Source organism: Halorubrum halophilum, assembly GCF_000739595.1.
In the GTDB taxonomy this organism is placed as follows: domain Archaea; phylum Halobacteriota; class Halobacteria; order Halobacteriales; family Haloferacaceae; genus Halorubrum; species Halorubrum halophilum.
The window spans coordinates 70,729-92,183 of sequence record NZ_BBJP01000006.1; the positions used below are offsets into that span (position 1 = coordinate 70,729).

Consider the following 21,455-nt stretch of genomic DNA (forward strand, 5'->3'; position numbering starts at 1 on the left):
AATGTACTACCATAATAATCTTCCTGTTAAAATCTGTATTTCGCACCGGTCGAAAAAGTGAATATATAAATAAACTGGATCCAACAACAAATGTACTACTTGAACGTCCCTGATCGTTATGGGTGACTCCCCGTAGGAGGTAAAGTAAAGTGGGCGGGGTCCGACCGGATCGATATGGACCAACAGGTGGACGTCGTCGTCGTCGGCGGGGGATCGACGGGGTGCGGCGTCGTCAGGGACCTCGCGCGGCGGGGGCTCGACGCGGTGCTCGTCGAGAAGGGGAACCTGACACACGGCACGACGGGGCGGATGCACGGGCTCTTACACAGCGGGGGGCGGTACGCGGTCTCCGACCAGAAGAGCGCGCGCGAGTGCATCGAGGAGAACCTGGTGCTCCGCGACATCGCGGCCCACTGCGTCGAGGAGACCGGCGGGCTGTTCGTCAAGCGCCCGGAGGACTCCGAGGAGTACTTCCAAGAGAAGCTGGAGGGGTGTAAGGCGTGCGACATCCCCGTCGAGGTGATCGACGGCGAGGAGGCGCGGCGTCGCGAGCCGTACCTCGCGCGCGACGTGGAGAAGGCGATCGCGTTACCCGACGGCGCGGTCGACCCCTTCCGGCTCTGCGTCGCCAACGCGGCCGACGCCCGCGAGCACGGCGCGCGGATCGAGACCCACGCCCCGGTGACCGACGTGCTCGTCGAGGACGGCGAGGTCGTCGGCGTGGAGATCGAACACGAGACCGGGCCCGGCAAGCGCGTCCACCGCGAGCCCGGAACCACCGAGCAGATCCGCGCGCGCCACGTCGTCAACGCGACCGGCGCGTGGGCGGGCAACGTCGGCGAGATGGCCGGCGTCGACGTGGAGGTGCGCCCCTCGAAGGGCGTGATGACGGTGATGAACACCCGGCAGGTCGACACCGTGATCAACCGCTGTCGGCCGAAGGGCGACGCCGACATCATCGTCCCCCACGAGACCGCCTGCATCCTCGGCACGACCGACGAGGAGGTCGACGACCCCGAGGACTACCCCGAGGAGGAGTGGGAGGTCGACCTGATGATCGAGACGCTCTCGGAGCTGGTTCCGGCGCTGAAAGACGCCCGGACGCTCCGGTCGTTCTGGGGCGTCCGTCCCCTCTATGAACCCCCCGGCACCGGCACCGAGGACCCGACCGATATCACCCGCGACTACTTCCTCCTGGACCACGGCGACCGCGACGACCTGCCGGGGATGACCACCATCGTCGGCGGGAAGCTCACCACCTACCGCATGATGGCCGAGTCCATCTCCGACCACGTCTGCGACGCGCTCGGCCACGACGCGACCTGCGACACCGCCGACGCGCCGCTGCCGGGGTCGGAGGACCCGGCGCGCATGGACGAGCTGATGGACGAGTTCGGGCTCCGATCCCCGGTGGCCCGCCGGTCGGGCCAGCGGCTCGGATCGCGCGCCGACGGCGTGCTCGACCAGTACGACCCGAACCCCGTCGTCTGCGAGTGCGAGGGCGTCACGCGCGCCGAGGTGCAGGACGCGATCGGCGATGCTGGCAGCGATCTCAACGCGGTCCGCCTGCGGACCCGCGCCTCGATGGGGAACTGTCAGGGCGGGTTCTGTTCGCACCGGATCGCCGCCGAGCTCGCGCAGGAGTACCCGGAGCCCGTCGTCCGCGACGCGGAGGACGAGCTGTACCAGGAGCGCTGGAAGGGCCAGCGCCACGCGCTGTGGGGGCGTCAGCTCTCGCAGGCGATGCTGAACCACATGCTGCACGCGACCACAATGAACCGCGACGGCGACCCGGCGAACCTCGACCGCGAGGTCGACTTCGGGGCGTTCGACGCGGGCGCGGGGAGCGGGACGGCCGGGTCCGATGCCGGCGAGGGCGGCGACGCCGGGACCGCAGCGACCGATGGCGGTCGCGCAGCGGACGACGCGACCACCGATGGGGGGATCTGATGGCGATCGATAGCGACGTGCTGGTCGTCGGCGGCGGGCTGGCGGCGATCACCTCGGCGATCGCGGCGGCCCGGGAGGGCGCCGACGTGCGCCTCGTCTCTCACAAGGCGAGCACGCTCCGGCAGGCCTCCGGGCTGATCGACGCGCTCGGGTACGTGCCGGCGACCGAGCCCGCGAAGCCCCTGCGCGAAGGACCTCCTACGGCCGGGCGCGAGCTCGACCGCGACGAGTGGCCCGACCCGGAAGGGCCGCTCGCCGACCCCTTCGAGGCGATCGACCGGCTCCCCGAGACGCACCCCTACCGTGTCCTCGGCGCCGACGCGCTCCGGGAGGGACTGGCCCTGTTCGACGACCTCGCGGGCGACGCGTACCGCGGAGGGCACACCGACAGCAACGCCCTTCTCCCCACGTTCGGCGGGAGCGTGAAGCCGACCGCACGCTACCCGGCCGCCGCCGAGGCCGGGCTCGCGAGCGACGACCGACCCGCGCTCATCGTCGGGTTCCGGTCGCTCACCGAGTACGACGCGCGCGCCTTCGCCGGGCGGCTGGAGGCCGCGGGGGTCCCGTTCGACGTCGCCGGCGCGGAGGTGGAGTTCGCCGAGGCGTTCCGCGCGGACACGAAGGTCACCCGGCTCGCGAAGGCGCTCGACCACGACGAGGAGATCGGCGGGGCCCCTGCCCGCGAGGCGCTGGCGAAGGCCGTCGGTCCGCACCTCCACGACGTGGTCGACGAGGCGGGCGGCGTGGACCGCGTCGAGCGCGTCGGATTCCCGGCGTTCCTCGGCGACGACCGCGGCGACGAGGTCCGCGCAGAACTGGCCGACCGGCTCGGCGCGGACGTGTTCGAGATCCCGATGGGGCCGCCGAGCCTCCCGGGACTCAGGCTGGAGGACCGACTGTACGACGCGCTCGACGCCGAGGGCGTCCGGTTCGAGACCGGGAACCCGGTCGTCGGGATCGAGACCGAGTCGGACGGGCGGATCGAGACGGTCGCGGTCGACCGGAAGGGCCGTGAGACCCCCTACGGCGCCGACGCCTTCGTGCTCGCGACCGGGGGGCTCGTCGGGAAGGGGCTCGACTCGGACCGCGAGAGCGTCCGCGAGCCGATTTTCGACCTCCACGTCGAGCAGCCGGCGGACCGCTACGAGTGGTTCGTCGACGACGCGTTCGGCGACCAGCCGTACGCGCGCTTCGGCGTCCGGATCGGCGAGGGAGCGCGCGCGCTGGACGCGGACGGGGAACCGGAGTACGACAACGTCTTCGCGGCCGGCGGGGTCGTCGGCGGCGCGGACGCAGCCCGGGAGAAGTCCGCGAGCGGAGTGTCGCTCGCGACCGGGATCGCGGCGGGACGGCGGGCGGCGACGGAGGCAACTCAATGACACGACACACGGACGACGGCGACGCGGAGGAGGGGAACGGAACCGACGGGGAGCGCGACGACGGGACTGAGCCCCCGGCAAGCCCCGGCGTCCCGGAGGCGGGACGCGACGAGCAGCCGTCGATCTTCGTCCCCGACGACGGGGAGGTGCCCGAGGCAGGGTCGGACGACGGCCTTGGCGCGGGACCCGCCACCGGCGACGGCGTCGCCGACCGTGCCGCAGATCGCGCCGCCACCGACGGGGGCGTCGAGAGCGCGACCGGCGGGAGCGATTCGACCGAACTCGACCCGGACGCCTACGACCCGGTGGACGTGTTCCCGGGCGGCGACCTCGACTTGCGGGAGGGCGCCGACTCCTGTTACAAGTGCACGAGCTGTGACACCTCCTGTCCGGTCGCCGAGGTCGACGAGGAGTTCCCGGGACCGAAGTTCCAGGGGCCGGAGCAGTGGCGGCTCAAGCGCAAGGACGACCACGACATTGACGAGTCGATCACCTCCTGTTCGAACTGCATGCGCTGTGACGACGCCTGTCCCTCTTCCGTGCCGCTCTCGCAGATGCACAACGAGGCGCGCGGGCAGTTCGTCGAGGAGCAGATGGAGAAGCTCTCGCGAGAGTACATTCGGAACCGAATCCTCTCGAACTACCGCTTCTTCGCCTCCATCGCGAGCAAGGTGCCGCGGCTGGCGAACGCCGCGACGAAGATCCCGGGCGCGATGAAACTCGGCGAGAAGGTGCTCGGGATCGCGGGCGACCGCGAGTTCCCGGACTTCGCCACCGAGACATTCCGCGAGTGGTGGAAGGCCCGCGGCGGCGCGCAGGTCCAGAACCCGGGCAAGCGGGTCGCTTACTTCCACGGCTGTTACTCCAACTACAACACGCCGGAGGTCGGCAAGGCGATGGTGCGGGTGTACGAGCACTTCGGCTACGAGGTGATGGTGCCCCCGCAGAAGTGCTCGGGCACGCCGATGTTCGCGAACGGGATGCTGAAGGACGCGCGCCGGCACGCGGAGACGAACGTCGAGAACCTCGTCGAGGCCATCGGCGAGGGCGCCGACGTGATCGCCTCCTGTACCTCCTGTTCGCTGTCGCTCCGACAGGAGTACCCCGAGCTGTTCGACATCCACGGGATCGAGGACGTCTCCGAGCACACCTACGAGGCGCTCGAATATCTCCGGATCAACGAGGACTTGGAGGGCGAGCTGGCGGGGACCGAACTCGCCGACGAGCAGGCGTTCGCCTACCACGCCCCGTGTCACGCCCGCAATCAGGGGCTCTCTCGGCAGGCCGTCGAGACGTTCCGCGACGTGGACGGCGTGGAGATGGAGGACGTGGGCGACTCCTGTTCCGGCATCTCGGGCACCTACGGCTGGAAGGCGGAGAAGTACGAGAAGTCGATGGAGATCGGCGCGGAGATGTTCGAGCACATGGAGGACGCCGAGGGCGACGTGGGGATGACCGAGTGCCCGACCTGCGCGATGCAGATGGAACACGGCACGGGCTACGAGGTCGAACACCCGCTCCAGCTCCTTGAGGACGCGGTCGGCGCGTAGAATTCGGCGACTGCGGGGGGAAGGACGGAGTTCTTCGCCCCGTTTTTCAGACCGGATAACCGCGAGCGAACGTTTATCAACGCAACGCGGCGACTCTGCGGACGTGACGCTCGCACAGTTTCTCGACCGATTCGACGGCGCCGATCGGTCCATCGTCGTCGTCAACCGCACCGACCCGGATCCGGTGTTGAACATGCTCGTGGACACGTTCGGGGAGGACGCGGTGAACGTGGTCGACGGAACGACACGGACGAGCGAACGACCCCGGGCCGATCGGGACCGCGGCGGCGAGGCGAACCGCCGCGACTCCCGCGGCGGGCTCACCACGCGGGAGTTCACGACGGACCGGATCGTCGACCGGAACGGCGAGGGGATCGGGCCGGGCGACGGTTCCGAACGCGGTGACGGCGCGGGCGTCGCCGACCGCGGGACACCCGAGCCCGGCGATTCCAGCCCGGTGATCGACGTCGAGACCCTTCGACGGCACGACGACGTCCCCTTCGACGGCGACGATCCCGAGGAGCTGGAGAACCTCGCGCTGCTCGTCGAGGACGGCGAGGTGGTCGCGGGGTCGACGCTCGACAAGCTCGGCGACGCGGTGCTGTTCGTGAACTCTGACCTGTACGTCACCGGAACCCGGAGCCTCGACGACATCGACCTCCCCTCGGTGATCGGCGGGCTCGCCGACACGACGTTCTCGCTGCGCGGCTACCCCGAGTCAAATCGGCAGAAGCTCCTCTTAGTCACCATCTCGCGGTTCATCGAGCGCGCCGCGTGGATGGCCGGTGACGGGACGCTCCGGTCGTCGTTCCAGCGACTCTCGCGGATCGACGACGAGGTCGGGACCCGGAAGGTGTACGAGCGCGTCTCCGAAGCGGGCGTCGACACGCACCTCTACGGGATCCCGGACGACCTCCCGCGCGACCTCGAGGCGGTGATCCACGCCGGCGATACCCGGGACTTCACCGACAGCTGGTTCGTGGTATACCGCCCGCCGGGCGGGCCTCAGTCGGTCGATGTCGACTCCGGAAGCGATCTCACACGCGGGATCGAAGGCGGCGTGGGACTGCTCGCGGTCGAAGTCGAGCCGCGGACGTGGCGCGGACTGTGGACGTTCGAGCCCGATCGGGTGCAGTCGATGAACCGGTATATCGAGCGGAATCTGTAGGTGAGGACCCGACCGCGCTCCGCCGGCGATTCGTAGGTAGCGGTGTGCGAAACGCGCGGGTCGTACCGGAGCAGGGGCGAGTGACACGGAGAGTGAGTACGTCGCCCACTCCCGCTCCCCGATTAAGCAGCAGTCTTCAGTCACCAAGCGTTTCGGACGGAGATATCTCTGAGGCAGACGGGTTCCACAGGGTACAACAAGCGCCAGAGATCGGACCGCCCGGCTTCCGATCAGTCGTCGCCCTTCGCGTCGACGATCACGACCTCGCCGTCCTCGACGGTGACGTTGATGAGGGTCTTCACGTTGTAATCGGTCTGATCGAGCTCGTTTTCGCCCGCCTTCTTGATCACGGCGACGACGTCGACGACCTCGGCGCCGACCTCGTTCGTCAGCGCGTCGAGGATGGCCTTCATCGTGCCACCGGTCGAGAGCACGTCGTCGAGGACGAGCACGCGGTCGCCCTCCTCCACGTCGTTGATGTACATCTCCGACTCGGAGTAGCCGGTCTCCTGGAACAGCGGGACCTCGCCGTCGAGGCCGTACTGGCGCTTGCGGATGACGACCAGCGGGATGTCGGTCATCAGCGAGAGCGCGGTGGAGATGTGGATCCCCATCGCCGCGGGGGTGACGATCTTGTCGACGTTCTCCAGCTCCGCCTTCCGGATGATCCGGATGACGATCTCCCGGAGGAGCTCCGGTTTGAGCATGGGAACGCCGTCGCTGATCGGGTGGACGAAGTACTGGTACTCGCCTTTCTCGATGATCGGCGCGTCGAGGAGCGACTGCCGCAACTGGTCCATGTCGCCGGTACTCGGGCGGATTAATAAAGCGTGGCGGTTGCGTTGCTCGGTGCGGGCCGGTGGCACGCAGCAGTCGCGCCTTGGTCGTGGATCCCGTCCCGGAACTGACGCAATCCGCGAACGTCACAGAAACCCCAGCCGCCCGCTTATAAGTGAGTGAGTAGGGATCGGTTGGGAACTCTTCCAAAGCCCCAGCCGGCGGCGAAGCCGCCGGCGACTGCCCCTTTGAGTCCCACCCGACCGCACAGCCCCGCACCTCACGCCTCCCCAGCCTCGTCGGCTCGGCGTTTATAAACGCCGAGCCGACTCCCTCGCGCGTGCGACTCACGCCCTCCGGGCGTTCGTCGGCACGCGCCACCGCATCACTCTGGTTCCGGTCCCCGACTTCGCCTACTCGAACTCCGGCTCCCGCTTCTCCAAGAACGCGGCCATCCCCTCGCGCTGGTCGTGGGTGCCGAACAGGCTGGCCCACGCCCGACGTTCCAGGGCGAGCCCGCTCGCCCCCGACCCGTCGCGGGCGGCGTTGAGCGCCTCCTTCGCCGCGCGGGTCGCGAACGCCGGTTTCGCGGCCAGATCCCCCGCCAGCTCGTCGATCCGGTCGTCGAACGCCTCGTCCGGAACGACCTCGCCGACGAGTCCGAGCTCGGCCGCCTCGCTCGCGTCGACCCGCTTGCCTAAGAAGACGAGTCGCTTCGCGGTCTCGTCGCCGACCAGCCGCGAGAGCCGCTGGGTTCCGCCCCAACCGGGGATGATCCCGAGGTCGATCTCGGTCTGCCCGATCACGGCGCTCTGGGCGGCGACGCGGAGGTCACAGGCCAACGCGAGCTCCGAGCCGCCGCCGAACGCGTACCCGTCGATCGCCGCGACCGTCGGCGCCGGGAACGACTCGATCGCGTCGGCGACGCGGTGGCCCAGCTCCGCGTACGCCTGCGCCTCCGGCGTCGACAGCTCGACCATGTAGGAGATGTCCGCGCCGGCGACGAACGCCTCGTCGCCCGCGCCGGCGAGCACGAGCGCGCGGGCGCCGGCCGTCTCGGCCTCGCCGAGCGCGTCCTCGATCGCTTCCAGCGTGTCGACGGTGAGCGCGTTGAGCTGCTCCGGGCGGTCGACGGTGAGCGTCGCTACGTCGCTGTCGTCGTCGACGTCGAGCGTGATCGTGTCCCACGTCATACCGGCACGTCGCTCGCCGGCGCCATAGTCGTTCGGCAGGCGGAATCTCGAGTGAACGCGCTAGATCTCCTCGCGGCTGTCGATCTCGCTGTAGATGTACCACGCCGTGGTGTATGCGCCGATGAACAGCAGGTAGCCGAACACGAGTCCGACGAGCTGGCGGGAGCCGAGCCCGTCCGGCAGCGTCCGCGCGAGGATCCCCAGCGCCACAGCGAACACGACGAGCGAGAACAGCCCCGAGAAGGCGTACACACCGAGGTCAGAGGTGAGTCGATCGCGCACGCTCACGACAACGCGACCCGCTGATAAACCACCACCGGTCGCGGCGAGGCGCCGATCGGTTGCGCGGATTGCAGGTTCGGTCGGTTGCGCGGATTGCAACCCCTATATGCCCTCGGCCATACGGTCGCGTATGAACGGGAACCGGTTCGGTCGGCTCTTCCAGGTGACGACGTACGGCGAGAGCCACGGCGACGCGATGGGCGTGACGGTCTCGGGCGTGCCCGCCGGCGTCGAGCTCGACGAGGAGGCCATTCAGGCGCAGCTCGACCGGCGCAAGCCGGGCCAGTCGATGATCACGACCTCGCGGGGCGAGCCCGACGAGGTCGTCGTCAACTCCGGCGTGCAGGACGGCTACACCACCGGCACGCCGATCGGGATGGTGATCCAGAACAAGGACGCGCGCTCGGGGAAGTACGAGCCGTACGTCACGGCGCCGCGCCCCTCCCACGGCGACTACACCTACTCCGCGAAGTTCGGCACGCGCAACTGGGGCGGCGGCGGGCGCTCCTCCGCGCGCGAGACGGTGAACTGGGTCGCTGCCGGCGCGGTCGCCGAGCAGGTGCTCGACGCCTCCGACCACGACGTGGAGATCAAAGCGCACGTGAACCGGATCGGCGACGTCGAGGCCGACGACGTGAGCTTCGAGCAGATCCTCGAACACTCGGAGGAGAACGACGTGCGCTGTGCCGACCCAGAGGCGGCCGCCGAGATGCAGGAGCTGATCGAACGGTATCAAGAGGCGGGCGACTCCATCGGCGGCTCCATCTACTTCGAGTGCCGCGGCGTCCCCCGCGGGCTCGGCGCGCCCCGATTCGACGGCTTCCCCTCCCGGCTCGGACAGGCGATGTTCTCGATCCCGGCGACCACGGGCGTCGAGTTCGGGCTCGGGAAAGCGGCCGTGAACGTCTCCGGCAGCGAGCGCAACGAGGACTGGACCTTCGACGACGGCGAGTCCTTCGACCACGTCGAGAGCGAGGAGGGCGACCCGGTCCCCGTCGGCAACGACCACGGCGGGCTCCAGGGCGGGATCACTACGGGCGAGCCGGTCTACGGCGAGGCGACGTGGCACGCGCCCACCTCGATCCCGAAGAAGCAGCGCTCGGCCGACTGGGAGACGAGCGAGGAGAAGGACGTGCAGGTCGTCGGCCGCCACGACCCCGTGCTCCCGCCGCGGGCCGTCCCCGTCGTCGAGGCGATGCTGTACTGCACCGTCCTCGACTTCATGCTGCTCGCCGGCCGGATCAATCCCGACCGCGTCGACGGCAACCCGGGCCAGTACGATACCGATTACCACCCGAGCAGTCCCGATAACGAGTAGCGAACGACCGAGTCCTTCGACGACACCGTTCGCTTTTCTCGATGTTCATGGGGACTCGACTGGAGTCCTCGCCATCACGCTTATTACAGAGTATTACAAACTATTTCGTATGCCGATCGGTATCGACGCGTTCGACGAGGAGCCGGAGGCGGCTCTCGACGTGGCGGCCGGGACTCAACCGTACCGCATCCTCGCGTTCCTCGCTGAACACGACGATCAAGCGTTCACGCAGACCGAGATCCACGAGCGAACGGGTATCAAACGCGGGAGTGTCGGCACCGTGCTCTCCAGACTGGAGGACCGCGGACTCGTGCGCCACCGCGGCCGGTACTGGGCGATTGCCGATGACGATCGGCTCGCGTCGTTCGCCGCACAGCAGGCGGCCAGCTCGGCGTCGACGATGGACGACTACTACGGCGAGGACGAAGCGTGACCGGCGAACGCGGGACGGTGGTCAAGGGACCGGATCTGTTCGCGGACAACGACTTTCGGCCGTACGTCCGGATCAACGACGACACCCACCCGTTTGCGGACGAGGAGGCCGTCTACGTCGCCGCGACGACGACCCGACGGTCGGCCGCGATTCCGCTCACGGAGGCCGACTTCGTCGCCGGCGGACTTCCGCGAGAGACGTACGTCAATCCGTGGACCGTCGTGACGATACGACACGCGGATATCCACGGGGAAGAGGGGCGACTGACAGACGAGACGACGGAGACGATTGCGAGAGCGACGGCAGGATATCTCGGCGTTCTGTGACTGTTAGCGACCGCCCGGTCGCGATCGATATCCGCTCTCACTCCCCCGGCGACCACTCGCAGGCGTCGCCCGCCGTGAGGTCGTTCTCGTCGACGTGCGCAGAGAGGCACGCGTAGTGACAGAAGTAGGCGGGCGAGCCGCAGCCGTCGTCGCAGTCGCGCACGCAGATCGGGTCGTGCTCGAAGATCCGCGAGCCGCAGTAGGCGCAGGGCTGGTCGGCGTCGGGCACGGAGACGCTCGTGGACATAGCCGGACACAGGGCGTGCCGCGTTGAAAAGGCGTCGCGCGGCTGTGCGACTCACACCACGACGACCGCGTCGACGACGACGAGCAGCACGAAGCCGACGAGGAACGCCCCGGTGGCGGCGTCGGCGTGGCCGTGACCGTGCGAGGAGGGGATCAGCTCGCGGAAGACGACCGCGAGCATCGCGCCCGCGGCGAACCCGGAGGCGACGGGGAACAGCCCGGCCGCGAACCCGACGAGCAGGAATCCGAACACGGAGGCGACGACCTGGGGGACGACTCCCGAGAGCGTGGTGTACCAGATCACCCGCAGGTTCGACATCCCGGTCTCCGCCATCGGGACCGCGAACGCGAACCCGTCGGGCACGTTCTGGAGCCCGATCACGACCGCGAGCACCAGTGCGATCTCTTCCAACCCCGACGCGAACGCGACGCCGATCGCCAGCCCCTCCGGGGCGTTGTGGAGAGTGATAGCGCTGCCGATGAGCAGGGCCTTCCGGAGGGTGACCTGCCGTTCTGCGGCCGCGGCGGCGGACTCGCTTGAGTCGGCGGACGCCGTGGCGCCGGCGGAGCCAGCGGGGCCGGTGAACTCCGAAAGCTCACGGTCCGGCCGTTTGCTCTCGTCGGAGATCGGCATCGCGGCCGCGTCGTCGCCGGTCGCACCGCCCTCGGGGAGCCACTCGCGGTACTGCGCGTGGAGGTGGGGAATGGCGTAGTTCCCGGCGAGCAGGCCGACGCCGCCGAGGAGGAGCCCGGCCATCACCGCCGTGAGCGTCCCCTCCTCCATTCCGGGGATGATCAGCCCGAAGACGCTGGCCGCGACCATCAGCCCGGCCGCGAGCCCCAGCGCGGCGTCGTAGACGCGGTGCGTGACACGGGCCCGGAAGAACACCGGGAGCGCTCCGAGGCCCGTCGCGAGCCCCGTCACGCCGCTGACGGCTACGACGGTCGAAAGCGTCGTCATGGGGTGCGGTTCCCTCCACGGGCACATAAATGCGGCCGACAGCGGCGTCGTTCGGGTCGGTCGACGCCGCGGTCAGCGCTCGAACGCGTTCCGGAGGTCGCGCCCGTAGACGCCGACGGCGACCGCCAGTGCCGCGAGCGCGCCGACCGGGATCACGGCGAGCCACCCAGACGTGGTCCCGACGCCGAACCGGGTCGCGACGCCGACGGAGACCCACAGGCTCGCGGCCGCGGCGAGGACGAGGAGCCCGCCGGTGACGCGCCGGTCCTCCCGTCCGAGCGCGACCCCCGCCGTCGCGCTGGCCGCCGCGAGAACGTGAAAGCCGATCGCGAGCGGCCACGCCCGGATCGACGCCGGGAGCGACCCGAACGGGCGCGGCTGGTCGAGGAAGTACGCCCACACGGGATAGCCACCGGCGGCGGCTCCCGAACCGGCCGTGTTGAGGAACCCCCACAGGCTCACGACCGTGAGATCGTCGCCGGGGGCCACCGCCATCGGAACCGCGAGGAGGGCAACGACGAGGAGCCAAGCGTTCCGGCGAGAGGTTCGGTCGCTGCGGTCGCTGCGGTCGGCGCGGTCGGCGCGGTCGGCGCGGTCGTCTGACTCTGGTCGCCGCGATCTCGTTGTCTCCGATCCCGACCCCACTACCATGTGGTCGTCTCGGCGGGCCGCGGATAAGTATCATCTGGACGCGGTCTCGCGTCCGAGGACGCACAACGTTCTTTGAGTCGGGGGTCGCTTGGTCCGGTATGCAAGTCACCGTCGTCGGAAGCGGCTACGTCGGAACGACCCTCGCGGCCTGCCTCGCGGACGCGGGCCACGACGTGACCGCGATCGATATCGATCCGGACGTGGTCGCGGCGATCAACGACGGGCACGCGGCTATCCACGAGCCCGGCCTCGACGACCTGCTGGCCGAGCACGCGGGCGACCGACTCCACGCGACCACCGAGTACGAAAGCGTTCCCGACGCCGACGTGACGTTCCTGGCGATCGGCACCCCGTCGAACGAGGACGGGAGCATCGACCTCGGAGCGCTCACCGCGGCCGCGGAGATGACCGGAGAAGCGCTGGTGGAGAGCCGGGAGGGCGACGGCTCCTCGACCGCGGATCCCGACGACCGCCACCTCGTCGTCGTCAAGAGCACGATCACGCCGCCGGGCGTCGGGGAGGTCCGCGAGGCTCTGTTCGAGGGCGCCGGCGACGCGGCCGACAACGTCGAGCTCGCGACCAACCCGGAGTTCCTCCGCGAGGGCACCGCGGTCGACGACTTTCAGCACCCGGACAAGCTCGTCTTCGGGACCGAGTCCGAGTGGGCGACGGAGCGACTGGAAGCGCTGTACGAGCCGCTCGTCGCCGCGACCGACGGCGACGTGCCGGTTATCCGGACCGATCCCGAGACGGCCGTGATGATCAAGTACGCCAACAACGCCTTTCTCGCGTCGAAGATCTCGCTGGCGAACGACCTCGGAAACATCTGCAAGCGGTTCGGGATCGACGCCTACGAGGTGATGGACGCGGTCGGGCTCGACGACCGGATCGGGGCGAAGTTCCTGCGCTCGGGGGTCGGCTGGGGCGGGAGCTGTTTTCCCAAAGATGTCGATGCGATTAGGGCGGCGGCCCGCGAGGCCGGCTACGAGCCAGCGCTCCTCGACGCCGCGGTCGCGGTGAACGACGGCCAGCCGGAGCGCATGCTGGAACTGCTCGACGCCCACGCCGACGTGGCGGGGGAGCGCGTCGCGGTGCTCGGGCTCGCTTTTAAGCCCGGTACCGACGACGTCCGGAACTCCCGCGCTATTCCCGTCATCGAGGGACTGCAAGCGCGGGGCGCCGAAGTCGTTGGGTACGACCCCGTCGCGACCGAGAACACCCGCGAGCGGTTCCCCGATATCGAGTACGCGGACTCGGCCGCGGCTGCGCTCGACGGCGCGAGCGCAGCGCTCGTCGTCACCGACTGGGACGAGTTCGCGGCGCTCGACGACGCGTTCGACGCGATGGGGGCTCCGGTCGTGATCGACGGCCGCCGGGTGATCGAGCGGCGGGAGGGGCTCACCTACGAGGGGCTCACCTGGTAGCCGGTGCCGTCCGTCGCGAGACGCACCGTACCATTTATGTAATCTGGAATAAATTTGGACGTATGGCAGCCCTCCAAGCCCTTCGACCCGCAGCCGGCGGCGTTGCTCGCAATCCGATCCTGATCGCCATCACGGCGCTGTACGGCCTCGTACAGCTTCCGAACCTACTCATTCAACCGACGCAGCCGTTGCTCGCGTCAGTGATTTCGCTCGTCATGACGGGCCTGTTACTCCTGGTGCTTCCCTTCTTTCAGGGCGGTATGCTCGCCATGGGGAGCGAGGCGATCCGCGGGAAGACGAGACTCTCGACGCTCGTCGCCGAGGGGAAAGCCAACTACATCTCGCTGCTGCTCGCGTACTTCGTGCTGTTTGCGATCAACCTCGTATTCGGCTTCATCGCGTTCTTCGGACTCTTCATCGCCGTCCTCGGCACGTCGTTCAGCGAGGTTTCCGGTCCCGATGGGCTCGGCGACCCGGCGGCCGGTGCCGGCGGCGTCCCGGGCGGTCTGACCCTGCTGGCCGTGGTCGGAATCGTCGCCGTCGGGCTCGTACTCGTCTATCTCCTGATCACGTTCCTCATCCAGTTTTACGCGCACGCCATCGTCTTGGACGACCGCGAGCTGGTCGACGGGTTCCGTCGAAGCGTCGGGCTCGTTCGCTCGAACCTCCTCAGCGTGCTCGGCTACTCAGTCCTGCTTCTGATCGGCGGTGTGCTCGTGGGAGCGCTCGCCGCCGCGGCGTCGTTCGTCCTCGCTCCGCAGCCGCCGGGAAGTCCGATCGCCGAGCTAATTCCGTTCGGCTACTCGACCGGCGTCGCCGTCGTCGGTGCGATCGGGTACGTTCTCCTGACCGCCCTGTCCGGTGCCTTCTACACGACGTACTCGGTCGCGTTCTACGAGGCGATTCGCCCGGAGACAACCCCGTCTGGCGCCCCTGACCGCCACCCCTAATCCACGACGACGCCGAGAGCGATTCTCCACAGACGCTCGCGACGATGCCCCGTTCGAGGCGCGGCCGCGACGATTAAGCAGACCGCATGTAGGCAGCGAACAGCGATATCACGATTAGGTGGGAGGACCTCCACGGGCCCGACCCCTCGCGGCCGGGAGAGTTCCGCCGATATCGGTTCACGCGTCGAGGAGGCTGTCGCCGTCGAAGTCGCCGTCGTGCTCGACGTCCATCAGATCGAGGATCGTCGGGGTCACGTCGAAGAGGTTCGACCCCTCGACGTCGAGGTCGGGGTCGGTCGAGTACAGCAGCGAGTTCTCGAACTTGTGCATCCCGTTGCGCGGGCCTTCGGTGAAGACGGCCTCCTTGCCGCCGAAGCCGGACTTCAGGTCGAAGCCGTCCGCGGGGATGACGACGAGGTCGGGCGCGATCTCGTCGTTGTCGCCGTCGAAGACGGTCTCGCCTTTCACGATCCGCTTGCACACCTGCCGGCCGTCGGGGCCGGTGAGCGATTCGAGGTCGTCGATGAGTTCCTCGCGGACCGCCTCGTACTCCGACTCGGAGACGACGCCCTCGGGTTCGCGGCCTTCCAGATTGAGGTAAAAGCGGCCGGGGATGAGCGAGTACGCCCGGGCCTCGTCGTCGATGTCGGTAAGGGAGTCGTGGTCGTCGCCGTCGTACGAGAGCCATCCCTCGTCGGCGAGGAACTGGTTGCAGTTCACCTCCCACTCCAGCTCGGTGAACCCGTGGTCGGAGGCGACGATCAGGGTCGTGTCGTCGTCGAGCCGATCGCGGATCTCGCCGATGTACTCGTCGAGGGTCCGGTAGAACTCGAGGAAGGAGTCCTTGTTCTCCCCGTCGTTCTCGTAGTCGCCGAACAGGAAGTGGTTGACCCGGTCAGTGCTCATGAAGACGCCGAAGAAGAGGTCCCAGTCGTCCTGATCGAGGTAGTGCGTGAACACGTCGTATCGGGCGTCGAGGGTCGCGTGCGCGTTCTCGATGAACTCGGTCTTGTCGTCGTCGTGTCCGAGCTTCGCGTTCACGTCGATCTGGTAGTCGTAGTCCTCGAGGACTTGCCGGACCGCGTCGTCGCTCGCGGCCGCGTCGAGCGATGGCGAGAGGAATCCGGAGACCTGTCGCTGGATCCGGCTCGACGGCGGGAACGTGACGGGGACGTTGAGCACGGTCGCGTCGCGGCCGTCGTCGGTGACGCGGTCCCACAGCCGCGTCGCGGACACGTGTTTCCCCATCGGAACGTACGTCTCGTAGGAGTCGGTCTTACGGTCTTGGAAGCCGTAGACCCCGGTCTCGCCGGGATTTACCCCCGTCGTGAGGCTCGGCCAGCACGCGCTCGACTCGGGCGGCACGATGCTCTCCAGCCGCCCCGCCGAGCCCGATTCGGCGATGTCGGTCAAGTTCTCGAAGACGTCGGGGTGATCCTGCACGAGGTCGTACGGTACGCCGTCGATGCCGAGAAAGACCACGCGCTCGTCGTCGTCGCCGCGCAGCCGATCGAACAGTCCCATGGACGAGGATGACTTCGAGTCGACAAATCCCTTGTGTTCTGGCGAATGACGCCGCGATCCGCCGGTCGCGGCGAATGGTGCCGCCATCCGCGTTCGCGGCGAATGGCGCCGCGATCTGCGCGCGCTGGCAAGCCGAGCCGATGCAGAAGGCCTATTCCCCTCGGCGGAGACATATCCGGCGTATGACCGACGACTTCCCGGCGAGCGTCGACGTCGACTACGCCGACGGCGAGGGCGAGGATCCGGCGGACTACCCGTCGCTACAGCACAAAATCGAGAAGGCGATCGAGGTCACGCGCCAGGGGTTAGAGCAGTACGACAACCCGGCCGTGATGTGGACGGGTGGGAAGGACTCCACGCTGACGCTGTACTTCATCAACCAGGTCGCCGAGGAGTTCGGCTACGAGAAGCCGACCGCGGTGTTCATCGACCACTTCCAGCACTTCGACGACATCACCGACTTCGTCGAGCACTGGGCCGACGAGTGGGAGATCGACCTCGTGTACGCCCGCAACGAGGACGTGGGCGCGTACGTCGACGAACACGGCCTCGAACCCGGAGACGACATTCCGGTCTCTGAGCTGAACGAGCAGAACCAGCACCACATCCGCGACATCCTGGAGTTCGAGGAGGACACGTTCCCGTTCCTGCTCGACACCTACGTCGGGAACCATCTGCTGAAGACGGTCGCGCTCAACAACGCCTTAGAGGAGTACGACATCGACGGCGTGATTTCGGGAGTTCGCTGGGACGAGCAGGAGGCACGGGCCGACGAGACGTTCTTCTCGCCGCGCCATGACCCCGATCTCTTCCCGCCGCACGACCGCATCCAGCCCATCCTGCAGTTCGCCGAGGCCGACGTGTGGGACGCCTTCTGGAACTACGTCGTCCCCGACACCGTCGAGGCGTTCCCCGACGAGGGGTACATCCCGCAGGCCGACGACGACCTGCCCGAGGGCGTCACGCAGGAGGACGTGCCGATCTCGCCGAAGTACTTCGCCGGGTTCCGCTCGCTCGGCAGCGAGGTCAGCACGGAGAAGACGACCGAGGAGCCCGCGTGGCTTCAGAACCTCGAGGACACCACCGAGCGCGCCGGCCGCGCCCAGGACAAGGAGGACCTGATGGAGCGCCTGCGCGACCTCGGCTACATGTAACGCTCGGCTGAGACTGAGACCGGCGTTTCTTTTGCGTTCGCGCGAGTCGGATCGACTATGACCACGTATCGATTCCGCGTCAAGTACGATCCGGAGCCGACCGACCGCTGGCGAGACATCGCCGTCGGAGGGAACCGCACGCTCGACGAGTTTCAGGCGACGATCAACGACGCGATGGGGCTCGATCGGGGCCACCTCTGGTTCATCGGCGAGGATGAGGCCTACTGGCAGAGCGACAACAAGTTTCAGTCACCGCAGGAGTTCGACGAGTCGGCTGAACCGACGTTCGTCCGGGCAGACGAGACGACGTACGACGCCGGTGAGACCACAGTCGACGAGATGGCCGATCGACTCGGTCTCGACGAGCGTGACCGTATCTGCTACGTGTACGACTACGGCGACGAGTGGCGCTTCTACGCGATTCTTAAGGAAATCGTCGAGGACGGGGCAACGGACGAGGAACCTCACGTCGTCGACGAGCGCGGCGATCCGATCGATCAGTACGGGTCCGACCGGTAACAGCGCGATCGCTGAGGCCGTCGTCGTTCGCGATCCCGCAAGCGTATTTATGTATGGGTACCCATACGCAAAGTATGAGCCGGAACATCTCGATCAGCGACGACGTGTACCGTCGGCTCAAACGCGAGAAGGGTGACCGGAGTTTCAGCGATCTCATCGCCGACACGCTTGACGAGGGGGGCAAGCTCGCGGACGTGACCGGACAGCAAGTGCTCGATCCGGAGACGGACTCCGAGGTCGACGCCGAGATCAAGCGGCTGAGCGACGGGACGCTGAAGCGACTGACGGAGCGGGCGGATGACGAGGAGCCGACCGACCGATGAAGCTGCTCGACACGTCGGTCGTCGTCGACATCGACCGCGGCGGGGTTGATGAGAAAGTGGAGTCGCTTGACGAGCAGGGTCGTCACGCGATCAGCATGGTGACGGTGACGGAACTCCGACTCGGCGTCGAACTGCAGTACGATCGCGGGACCGACGCGTACCGACAGGCGATGGACGACCTCGATCGACTTCTCGCCCGCTTCGACGTGTTCCCGATCTCGCGGCCGATAGCGACGGCGGCCGCCGAGATAATCGCGGATCTTCGAGGCGGCGGACAGCGGCTCGACGACCTCCACGACGTGTACATCGGCGCGACTGCGCGTGTACAGCAGTTGCCGGTGTTAACGGCGAACGTCGATCACTTCGAGCGCATCGAGAACGTCTCGGTCGTCGACTGGGAGCAGTTCTGAACGGCGGCCGAATATCCCTCGGCGTTCCAGTGAATCACTCGTCGAGGTACGGCTCACACACCATCTCGACACCCTCTTCGAAGCGGATTTCGGGCTCCCAACCGGTGGCCTCGTGGAACGTCGAGTAGTCGGCCATGGTGTCGTGGACGTAGCCGTCGAAGGGGCACTCGATGTACTCGGGGTCGATGTCGGTGCCGAGCGCGTCGTTGATCATGGCGACCATCTCGTTGAACGAGTAGGCCTCTTGGGTACCGACGTTGTAGACTCCCGTGAGCTCGTGGTCGGCGGCGAGCTCGCAGGCGCGAGCGACGTCCGAGACGTGCGTGAAGTCGCGGGTTTGGGTGCCGTCGCCGAACAGCTCGGGCGCCTCGCCGTTGGCGATGGCGTCCGCGAACTGCGCGACCGTGTTCGCGTACTCGCCTTTGTGTTCCTCGTTGCCGCCGAATCCCTGATAGACGGAGAAGAAGCGGAGTCCGGCCATCGCCATGTCGTGGTGGTTGGCGTAGTACTCGGCGTAGCGCTCGCGGGCGAGCTTCGAGGCCTCGTAGGCGGTGTGCGCCTCCACGTCCATCTCGACGGGCGAGGGCTCGGTGCGGCTGCCGTAGATCGACGAGGTGGAGGCGTAGACGGCGGTCTCGCATCCTTCTCGGCGGGCGCGCTCGACCGCGTTGACGAACCCCTCGACGTTGACGCGACAGCCGCGCTGGGGGTTCTCCTCGTGCATGTTCCGCGAGGAGAGCGCGGCGAGGTGGAACAGGACGTCGACGTCGGCGGGGTATTCGTCGTCGAGGACGTCGGCCTCGACGAACTCGACCTCGGGATCGAGATTCTCGGGCGTGCCGAGGTACGTGTCGTCGACGGCGATCACGTCGTTGTCGGCCGCGAGTCGGTTCGCGAGGGTCGAGCCGATGAAGCCCGCGCCGCCCGTGACTAAAACGCGCTTGTTCTGCATGGGCGTGTGTCGTCGGGGGAGGGAATTATCGCTTCGGTTTCGGTTACTGACCAAGGGCGGCCCTAGGGGAACAGTAAAGTCGCCGACGCGAGTCGTCCGAGTATGGCGATTTTCGAGGTGTCGGGCGCCGCCGTCGTCTTCCTGCTTATCCTCGTCGTGTTGGTGGCGTTCGTCACCGAGGTCGTCCCCAACGACGTCACCGCGATCAGCGTCGTCGCCGCGCTCGTCGTCCTCGAACCGTGGACCGGCGTCGGCACACGGGCGGCGATCTCGGGGTTCGCGAACCCGGCGACGGTGACCATCATCGCGATGTACATGCTCAGCGCGGGCGTCCAGAACACGGGGGTCGTCGAACGGCTGGGCGTCTATCTCGCGGATTTCACCGCGGGCCGGGAGTTCCGCGCGCTCGTCGCCACCGTCTGTACGACCGGCCCCATCGCGGGATTCGTGAACAACACGCCGGTCGTCGCCGTGTTCATCCCGATGGTCACCGGACTCGCCGAAAACGCGAAGATGAGCCCCTCGAAGCTCCTCCTCCCGCTGTCGTACGCCGCTATCCTCGGCGGCACCCTCACCCTCATCGGCACGTCGACGAACATCCTCGCCAGCGACTTCGCACGCCTCCTCATCGACGGCCGCGACGGGATCGGGATGTTCGAGTTCACGGGGCTCGGCGCCGTCCTGCTCGCGGTCGGACTCGCGTACCTACTGACCGTCGGCTGGCGGCTTACCCCGGCTCGCGTCCCCGTGGACAGCGACCCCGTCGAGGAGTTCGACCTCGACGACTACCTCACACACCTGTACGTCCGGCCGGGATCGGCCGCGGTCGGCCTGTCCGTCGAGGCGTTCGACAGCGCGCACCCAGAGATTCGGATCCTGCAGGTCCGCCGGGACGGCGAGGCGTACGCCGGCCCGCACTCCGACCGGGTCATCGAGACCGGCGACGACGTGATCGTCCACGGCTCGCTACAGGCGGTCTCCCGATTCCGCGAAGCGGCGAAACTCGGGAGGCGGGCTCGGGAGGCGGTGACCGAGGAGACGTTCGAGTCGTCCGACACCGACGGCATGCTCGCGAAGGCGGTCGTCCCGGAGGACTCGCCGTTCGTCGGCGAGACCGTGGCTGAGACCGAACTCCACGAGTTCCACGAGACGAGCGTGCTCGCCGTGCGCCGCGGCGGCGACCTGTTCCGCACCGACCTCGCCGAGCACGCGCTGGAGGCGGGCGACCTGCTGTTGGTCCGGACGACGCCGGCGTCCGTCCGGTACTTCACGGACACCGGTGACCTCGTCGTCGCCGACGAGCGCGCGCTCGATCAGTTGGCCGACGCGGACATCGACGAACTCGCGCCGCTGTCACCGAAGACGCCGATCGCCGTCGGGGTTCTCGTCGGCGTCGTCGCGCTCGCCGCCCTCGACGTGCTCCCGATCGTGATCGCGGCGCTGGCCGGCGTCGTCGTGATGGTTGTCACCGGCTGTCTGACGACCGCCGACGCCTACGACGCCGTCTCGTGGAACGTGATCTTTCTGCTGGCGGGAGTCATCCCGCTCGGGATCGCGTTAGAATCCACGGGCGGCGCGGCCCTCGTCTCGGAGTTCCTCGTCGCGACCGACGAGTACCTCCCTGCCGTGGGCGTCATGTTCGTCCTGTACGTCGTCGCCGGCGTGCTGGCGAGCGTCATCACCCCGGTGGCGACGGCGGTGTTGATGATCCCGGTCGGTGTCAACGCGGCCGCGCAGCTCGGCGCCAACGAGTTCGCGTTCCTGCTGGCGGTGATGTTCGCGTCCGCCACGTCGTTCATGACGCCGGTGGGCTACCAGACGAACCTCATGGTGTACGGTCCCGGCGGCTACGAGTTCACGGACTTCCTGCGGGTCGGCGGCCCGCTTCAGCTGCTCCTCGCCGTCGTCGCGACGGCGGGGATCGCCGTCATCTGGGGCGTTTGACCGCACACCGTCCGGACCGCT

General features: G+C 68.0%; 22 protein-coding genes. 14 read left to right on the forward strand and 8 right to left on the reverse strand.

What is annotated here, in order from left to right:
- The first annotated feature begins 174 nt into the window (after window positions 1–174).
- The 4 genes from glpA to ACP96_RS02275 all read left to right on the forward strand — a co-directional run bounded on the left by glpA (window position 175) and on the right by ACP96_RS02275 (window position 6,047).
- Entirely contained in the window at window positions 175–1,950 is a 1,776-nt protein-coding gene (gene glpA, locus ACP96_RS02260; protein ID WP_050031967.1) for an anaerobic glycerol-3-phosphate dehydrogenase subunit GlpA, read from the forward strand.
- Window positions 1,950–3,329 carry a glycerol-3-phosphate dehydrogenase subunit GlpB gene (glpB, locus tag ACP96_RS02265; RefSeq protein ID WP_050031968.1) on the forward strand — a complete coding sequence of 460 codons (1,380 nt, stop codon included), beginning with the start codon at window positions 1,950–1,952 and terminating at the stop codon, window positions 3,327–3,329. Before glpA ends, glpB begins: the two co-directional genes overlap by 1 nt.
- On the forward strand, window positions 3,326–4,879 hold the full coding sequence (locus tag ACP96_RS02270) for an anaerobic glycerol-3-phosphate dehydrogenase subunit C (protein ID WP_050031969.1): 1,554 nt from the start codon (window positions 3,326–3,328) through the stop codon (window positions 4,877–4,879). Before glpB ends, ACP96_RS02270 begins: the two co-directional genes overlap by 4 nt.
- Window positions 4,880–4,982: 103 nt before the next feature.
- A complete protein-coding gene (locus ACP96_RS02275; RefSeq protein WP_050031970.1) occupies window positions 4,983–6,047 on the forward strand; it encodes a hypothetical protein in 1,065 nt (354 codons plus the stop codon).
- Between the two features lie 230 nt (window positions 6,048–6,277).
- Here the strand turns inward: ACP96_RS02275 and hpt are convergent, their stop codons facing one another.
- The 3 genes from hpt to ACP96_RS02290 form a co-directional block, all read right to left on the reverse strand.
- A complete protein-coding gene (gene hpt, locus ACP96_RS02280) occupies window positions 6,278–6,847 on the reverse strand; it encodes a hypoxanthine/guanine phosphoribosyltransferase (protein ID WP_050031971.1) in 570 nt (189 codons plus the stop codon).
- A 390-nt stretch (window positions 6,848–7,237) separates the two neighbouring features.
- Window positions 7,238–8,017, reverse strand: coding sequence for an enoyl-CoA hydratase/isomerase family protein (locus ACP96_RS02285; protein WP_050031972.1), 780 nt, complete (start codon window positions 8,015–8,017; stop codon window positions 7,238–7,240).
- Between the two features lie 60 nt (window positions 8,018–8,077).
- On the reverse strand, window positions 8,078–8,299 hold the full coding sequence (locus ACP96_RS02290; RefSeq protein ID WP_050031973.1) for a hypothetical protein: 222 nt from the start codon (window positions 8,297–8,299) through the stop codon (window positions 8,078–8,080).
- Window positions 8,300–8,429: 130 nt separating this feature from the next.
- Here ACP96_RS02290 and aroC point away from each other — a divergent pair, with 130 nt between their 5' ends.
- The 3 genes from aroC to ACP96_RS02305 all read left to right on the forward strand — a co-directional run bounded on the left by aroC (window position 8,430) and on the right by ACP96_RS02305 (window position 10,376).
- Window positions 8,430–9,617: a chorismate synthase gene (aroC, locus tag ACP96_RS02295; protein ID WP_050031974.1), complete on the forward strand. Its 1,188-nt coding sequence runs from the start codon at window positions 8,430–8,432 to the stop codon at window positions 9,615–9,617.
- Between the two features lie 109 nt (window positions 9,618–9,726).
- Window positions 9,727–10,050 carry a MarR family transcriptional regulator gene (locus ACP96_RS02300; protein WP_050023420.1) on the forward strand — a complete coding sequence of 108 codons (324 nt, stop codon included), beginning with the start codon at window positions 9,727–9,729 and terminating at the stop codon, window positions 10,048–10,050.
- Window positions 10,047–10,376 carry a hypothetical protein gene (locus ACP96_RS02305; protein WP_050023419.1) on the forward strand — a complete coding sequence of 110 codons (330 nt, stop codon included), beginning with the start codon at window positions 10,047–10,049 and terminating at the stop codon, window positions 10,374–10,376. Before ACP96_RS02300 ends, ACP96_RS02305 begins: the two co-directional genes overlap by 4 nt.
- Before the next feature lie 37 nt (window positions 10,377–10,413).
- On the opposite strand, the gene ACP96_RS02310 is transcribed toward ACP96_RS02305, so the two are convergent.
- The 3 genes from ACP96_RS02310 to ACP96_RS02320 all read right to left on the reverse strand — a co-directional run bounded on the left by ACP96_RS02310 (window position 10,414) and on the right by ACP96_RS02320 (window position 12,234).
- Window positions 10,414–10,623: a hypothetical protein gene (locus ACP96_RS02310; RefSeq protein ID WP_050031975.1), complete on the reverse strand. Its 210-nt coding sequence runs from the start codon at window positions 10,621–10,623 to the stop codon at window positions 10,414–10,416.
- 51 nt (window positions 10,624–10,674) lie between these two features.
- The gene (locus tag ACP96_RS02315) at window positions 10,675–11,583 is read right to left on the reverse strand and encodes a ZIP family metal transporter (protein WP_050031976.1); all 909 of its coding nucleotides are present in this window, start codon (window positions 11,581–11,583) and stop codon (window positions 10,675–10,677) included.
- Window positions 11,584–11,655: 72 nt separating this feature from the next.
- Window positions 11,656–12,234: a TIGR04206 family protein gene (locus ACP96_RS02320; RefSeq protein WP_050031978.1), complete on the reverse strand. Its 579-nt coding sequence runs from the start codon at window positions 12,232–12,234 to the stop codon at window positions 11,656–11,658.
- 98 nt (window positions 12,235–12,332) lie between these two features.
- On the opposite strand from ACP96_RS02320, the gene aglM reads away from it, so the two are divergent.
- Both aglM and ACP96_RS02330 read left to right on the forward strand, forming a co-directional pair.
- Window positions 12,333–13,658 (forward strand): UDP-glucose 6-dehydrogenase AglM, encoded by a 1,326-nt coding sequence (gene aglM / locus ACP96_RS02325; RefSeq protein WP_050031979.1) that lies wholly within the window; start codon window positions 12,333–12,335, stop codon window positions 13,656–13,658.
- A 62-nt stretch (window positions 13,659–13,720) separates the two neighbouring features.
- Complete coding sequence (locus ACP96_RS02330) at window positions 13,721–14,608, forward strand: DUF7847 domain-containing protein (protein ID WP_050031980.1); 888 nt, start codon at window positions 13,721–13,723, stop codon at window positions 14,606–14,608.
- A gap of 177 nt (window positions 14,609–14,785) precedes the next feature.
- On the opposite strand, the gene ACP96_RS02335 is transcribed toward ACP96_RS02330, so the two are convergent.
- Entirely contained in the window at window positions 14,786–16,132 is a 1,347-nt protein-coding gene (locus tag ACP96_RS02335; protein ID WP_050031981.1) for an alkaline phosphatase family protein, read from the reverse strand.
- Between the two features lie 182 nt (window positions 16,133–16,314).
- Here ACP96_RS02335 and ACP96_RS02340 point away from each other — a divergent pair, with 182 nt between their 5' ends.
- The 4 genes from ACP96_RS02340 to ACP96_RS02355 all read left to right on the forward strand — a co-directional run bounded on the left by ACP96_RS02340 (window position 16,315) and on the right by ACP96_RS02355 (window position 18,538).
- Window positions 16,315–17,286, forward strand: coding sequence for a phosphoadenosine phosphosulfate reductase family protein (locus ACP96_RS02340; protein ID WP_050031983.1), 972 nt, complete (start codon window positions 16,315–16,317; stop codon window positions 17,284–17,286).
- 57 nt (window positions 17,287–17,343) lie between these two features.
- A complete protein-coding gene (locus ACP96_RS02345) occupies window positions 17,344–17,805 on the forward strand; it encodes an IS1096 element passenger TnpR family protein (RefSeq protein ID WP_050031984.1) in 462 nt (153 codons plus the stop codon).
- 74 nt (window positions 17,806–17,879) lie between these two features.
- Complete coding sequence (locus ACP96_RS02350) at window positions 17,880–18,128, forward strand: antitoxin VapB family protein (RefSeq protein ID WP_050031985.1); 249 nt, start codon at window positions 17,880–17,882, stop codon at window positions 18,126–18,128.
- Window positions 18,125–18,538, forward strand: coding sequence for a type II toxin-antitoxin system VapC family toxin (locus ACP96_RS02355; protein WP_050023399.1), 414 nt, complete (start codon window positions 18,125–18,127; stop codon window positions 18,536–18,538). Before ACP96_RS02350 ends, ACP96_RS02355 begins: the two co-directional genes overlap by 4 nt.
- A gap of 34 nt (window positions 18,539–18,572) precedes the next feature.
- Here the strand turns inward: ACP96_RS02355 and ACP96_RS02360 are convergent, their stop codons facing one another.
- On the reverse strand, window positions 18,573–19,490 hold the full coding sequence (locus ACP96_RS02360) for an NAD-dependent epimerase/dehydratase family protein (RefSeq protein WP_050031986.1): 918 nt from the start codon (window positions 19,488–19,490) through the stop codon (window positions 18,573–18,575).
- 102 nt (window positions 19,491–19,592) lie between these two features.
- Between ACP96_RS02360 and ACP96_RS02365 the strand changes: the two genes are divergently transcribed.
- Window positions 19,593–21,434: an SLC13 family permease gene (locus tag ACP96_RS02365; protein ID WP_050031987.1), complete on the forward strand. Its 1,842-nt coding sequence runs from the start codon at window positions 19,593–19,595 to the stop codon at window positions 21,432–21,434.
- Window positions 21,435–21,455: the final 21 nt, after the last annotated feature.

Bases quoted from the DNA above. Each gene is read 5' to 3' on its own strand.
- glpA (WP_050031967.1), top strand. From the start codon at position 175: ATGGACCAACAGGTGGACGTCGTCGTCGTCGGCGGGGGATCGACGGGG.
- glpB (WP_050031968.1), top strand. From the start codon at position 1,950: ATGGCGATCGATAGCGACGTGCTGGTCGTCGGCGGCGGGCTGGCGGCG.
- ACP96_RS02270 (WP_050031969.1), top strand. From the start codon at position 3,326: ATGACACGACACACGGACGACGGCGACGCGGAGGAGGGGAACGGAACC.
- hpt (WP_050031971.1), bottom strand. From the start codon at position 6,847: ATGGACCAGTTGCGGCAGTCGCTCCTCGACGCGCCGATCATCGAGAAA.
- ACP96_RS02285 (WP_050031972.1), bottom strand. From the start codon at position 8,017: ATGACGTGGGACACGATCACGCTCGACGTCGACGACGACAGCGACGTA.
- aroC (WP_050031974.1), top strand. From the start codon at position 8,430: ATGAACGGGAACCGGTTCGGTCGGCTCTTCCAGGTGACGACGTACGGC.
- ACP96_RS02300 (WP_050023420.1), top strand. From the start codon at position 9,727: ATGCCGATCGGTATCGACGCGTTCGACGAGGAGCCGGAGGCGGCTCTC.
- ACP96_RS02310 (WP_050031975.1), bottom strand. From the start codon at position 10,623: ATGTCCACGAGCGTCTCCGTGCCCGACGCCGACCAGCCCTGCGCCTAC.
- ACP96_RS02315 (WP_050031976.1), bottom strand. From the start codon at position 11,583: ATGACGACGCTTTCGACCGTCGTAGCCGTCAGCGGCGTGACGGGGCTC.
- ACP96_RS02320 (WP_050031978.1), bottom strand. From the start codon at position 12,234: ATGGTAGTGGGGTCGGGATCGGAGACAACGAGATCGCGGCGACCAGAG.
- aglM (WP_050031979.1), top strand. From the start codon at position 12,333: ATGCAAGTCACCGTCGTCGGAAGCGGCTACGTCGGAACGACCCTCGCG.
- ACP96_RS02330 (WP_050031980.1), top strand. From the start codon at position 13,721: ATGGCAGCCCTCCAAGCCCTTCGACCCGCAGCCGGCGGCGTTGCTCGC.
- ACP96_RS02335 (WP_050031981.1), bottom strand. From the start codon at position 16,132: ATGGGACTGTTCGATCGGCTGCGCGGCGACGACGACGAGCGCGTGGTC.
- ACP96_RS02340 (WP_050031983.1), top strand. From the start codon at position 16,315: ATGACCGACGACTTCCCGGCGAGCGTCGACGTCGACTACGCCGACGGC.
- ACP96_RS02345 (WP_050031984.1), top strand. From the start codon at position 17,344: ATGACCACGTATCGATTCCGCGTCAAGTACGATCCGGAGCCGACCGAC.
- ACP96_RS02350 (WP_050031985.1), top strand. From the start codon at position 17,880: ATGAGCCGGAACATCTCGATCAGCGACGACGTGTACCGTCGGCTCAAA.
- ACP96_RS02355 (WP_050023399.1), top strand. From the start codon at position 18,125: ATGAAGCTGCTCGACACGTCGGTCGTCGTCGACATCGACCGCGGCGGG.
- ACP96_RS02360 (WP_050031986.1), bottom strand. From the start codon at position 19,490: ATGCAGAACAAGCGCGTTTTAGTCACGGGCGGCGCGGGCTTCATCGGC.
- ACP96_RS02365 (WP_050031987.1), top strand. From the start codon at position 19,593: ATGGCGATTTTCGAGGTGTCGGGCGCCGCCGTCGTCTTCCTGCTTATC.